Annotated in this window: 5 protein-coding genes; 3 read left to right on the forward strand and 2 right to left on the reverse strand. The window is 70.5% G+C overall.

Annotation, left to right across the window (positions count from 1 at the left end):
- Positions 1-64 precede the first annotated feature (64 nt).
- Positions 65-601 carry a transposase gene (locus tag ACWC9T_RS41430; RefSeq protein ID WP_449826189.1) on the reverse strand — a complete coding sequence of 179 codons (537 nt, stop codon included), beginning with the start codon at positions 599-601 and terminating at the stop codon, positions 65-67.
- Entirely contained in the window at positions 582-1070 is a 489-nt protein-coding gene (locus ACWC9T_RS41435) for a transposase family protein (protein ID WP_449826190.1), read from the reverse strand. The genes ACWC9T_RS41430 and ACWC9T_RS41435 overlap by 20 nt, the downstream gene beginning before the upstream one ends.
- Before the next feature lie 126 nt (positions 1071-1196).
- Between ACWC9T_RS41435 and ACWC9T_RS41440 the strand changes: the two genes are divergently transcribed.
- The 3 genes from ACWC9T_RS41440 (at position 1197) to ACWC9T_RS41450 (ending at position 2487) form a co-directional block, all read left to right on the forward strand.
- A complete protein-coding gene (locus ACWC9T_RS41440) occupies positions 1197-1550 on the forward strand; it encodes a hypothetical protein (RefSeq protein ID WP_449826191.1) in 354 nt (117 codons plus the stop codon).
- A 284-nt stretch (positions 1551-1834) separates the two neighbouring features.
- Entirely contained in the window at positions 1835-2155 is a 321-nt protein-coding gene (locus ACWC9T_RS41445) for a hypothetical protein (RefSeq protein WP_449826192.1), read from the forward strand.
- Between the two features lie 44 nt (positions 2156-2199).
- Positions 2200-2487, forward strand: a complete 288-nt coding sequence (locus ACWC9T_RS41450; protein WP_449826193.1) for a hypothetical protein — start codon at positions 2200-2202, stop codon at positions 2485-2487.
- Positions 2488-2808: the final 321 nt, after the last annotated feature.

Raw genomic sequence — 2808 nt, forward strand, 5'->3', positions numbered from 1 at the left:
AGTGGGTACTTCATCGGTGCGGCCATCGTGGGGCTTCCTTCCATGCTCCCCATCTGAACCGCTGTCAGCTTCTCCCGCATCCCGGGGGAGTCTCATTCTGCCACTGGCCGTGCAGCATGGCCTCGGGGCTGGCCGCGCGGGCGTACTTGCGGACCGTGTTACGGCCGAAACCGAGGCGACGAGCGACCTCGCGCAGGCTCAGGCCCTGCTCGACCTGGGCACGGACGGCGGCGTGGGTGTCGCGGAGCCGGTCGAGGAACTTTCCCGCCGGGTAGGGCTCGGGCAGACTCTCGTCGACCGTGGCCGTCTCGACGGATGCGAGCTCCGGTTCGGGTAGCTCAGGTTCCGGTTCGGGTTCGACCAGGTCACGCAGCAGGGTGCGGTGGCGGGAGACGAGGCGTTCGACGGCTTCGGCCAGGTTGTGCCACACGTGCCATTTGTCCGCGCAGTGCTGGGCGTTCGGGGCGCCTTCGCGGGCGCCGTCGGCAAAGACCTGCGCGCGGTCGCGGCAGATGATTTCAACGCCGGGGCGCTCGCGCAGCCACGCGGTGACGCTGTCTGCGTCGCGGTCGGGCAGCGGGTCAAGGGGTCTCGCAGTCAACCAGGATGGTGCCGTACCGGCGACCCTTCCTCGTGGCGAACTCGTCGATGCCGAGCACACGCGGACTCGTCCAGGCCGGGTCTGGCAGTGCCATGACCAGGCGCAGGACGGTCGTCCGGCTGATCACGATCCCGAGTAGCAGGGCCAGACGAACGACGGCGCGGGCGGCCAGGACGACACCCGGCGCGCTGAGCTGCTGCTGCAGGAGGGGCGTTCGGCGGCCGTAGCGACAGGTCAGCCCCTCGATCTGCTCGGCGAAGGTCACCCGCGGGCAGTCTCCGTTGTCGCAGAACAGCCGGCGCACCGACAGCTCGATCACGACGCCCCGCCCGCCGCACGGCGCGTCCGCCAGCCGCCGTCCGTACCGGCTGTGCACCCGATCGGACGACGCCCCGCAGTCTGGACACGGCACGGGCACGGCCTCCGGCGTCGATGCCTCGATCACCACACGGCCGTCCCGCTCTTCCATGCACTCGATCCGCATCCCCGCGAGATGCGGAAGCAGAAAGGAGTTCACCTCACACGCAACCAGCATCCATCCGTAGATGACGGAGAGTCACCGGCGCACGGAAGCACGATCGACTTCACGGAATCCGTGCCTGAACCGAAGCTAATCGGGTACGCCCGCTTCCACGAGCACCACCCCGTCCCGGTCCATCTGCGGCGCACGGCGGGCGCGCAGAGCGTGGGGCCGGCCTGGCAGCAGCACCATACGCGGTTCCCCAGGCTGCTGTTCGTCCTGGCCGACACCGGCGAGCAGGCCGCCCGGCGCCGGATCCGCGACCTCCAGGCCCTCGCCGGCCTGCACCCGATGGTGGAGCAGATGCTGACGACCGTTCGGGCCGGGGCGGCCCGGCTGGACGACCTGGAGCGGCACGGGCCCGGCGGAGCGGTGTGGCACACCCTCGCCGCCCCCCAGCGGCCACGGTGCGGGGCCTGGGAGCTGTAGGGCGCAGCGGTCGGTCCGGGGCGGGGCGGCATCAAGGTGTCCGGCCCGGCCATCAAGGTGTCCGCCGCTCCATCAAGGTATTTCGGGCCGCCATCAAGGGGATCCGGGCGGTGAATCCACCAAGGTTGGTGGCCGTGCGCGGCACCAACGTTGGTGGAGGCCGTTACGTGATCGTTGCGGCCGAGGGGGCTGTTCACCAAGGGATCCACCAAGGTTCGCGGGGTTCCCTTCGGCGACCGCGCGGAGCACCCGGCTCCGCGCCCAGCCGAAGGGGCACCCCTGCGATGACGAAGAGCAGGGCGCGGACGGGCGCGGAGCCCGACAGTGAGACGCGGGAGGTGGAGATCACCTGGGCCGTGCTCGCCGCCTTGTTCCAGTTCCGGATCGCCACCGCCGAGCAGCTGCGCCGGCTGACCGCCCCGGACGCGGGCATCGAGAAGATGCGCGGTCGGCTGCGGCGACTGCGCGACGAGGGCCTGGCCGAGGAGCTGGTGCTGCCCCAGTCCGGGCGGGCCAGGGGCTGGTACCTGACCGAGCAACCAATCTGGCGTTCGTCGAGGTCGACCGCGGCACCACGGGCGGGCCCCGGCTGGCCGCCAAGCTGAACGCCTACGCCCGCTACTGGGCCACCGCTCCCCTGCCAGCCGGAGTGCGGGGCACCACCGAGGCGCAGGACGGCGGCGTGCCCCTGTGGGAACGCCGCTACGTGCACTTCCCCAGGCTGCTGTCCGTCCTCACCGGCACCGGCCAGGCCGGCTTCGCCCACCGCGCCAACGACCTGGAACTCATCGCCCACACCCGCTACGTCGCCAAGATGCTGCGCACCGTCCCGGCCATGGTCGCCAAGCTGGAGGACCTGGAAGACGAAGGACCCAGCTCCGACGTCTGGTGGTCGATCGCCGATCTCGAGGCCGGGCCGGGCCCTTGGTGGAGCTGACCGACACCAAGTCCTGACCGGCACCCGCCACCGATACCTTGATGCCCGTCCCGGCGCCCGGAACGGGCATCAAGGTGTCCGGACCGCTCTCACCAATGCTTTGACCTGCGACGTTATCGAGCCTTTGCCTGTGCAAGGTATGGACCCCTGCCCGGGGATGACCATCAAGGTGGGCGGCCGAGCCCCGGGGAGACCGGCGCCCAACCTCGTGTTGGCGTTGACCGCCTCAGAAGCCGTGATCAAAGCGCTCTTGGGGCTTGAGGGCCGGACGGAGATTCGATTCTCGGTCCCGTTCGGGTGATCGCGTGCCGGCCGGCGCAT

The organism is Kitasatospora sp. NPDC001159 (assembly GCF_053598235.1).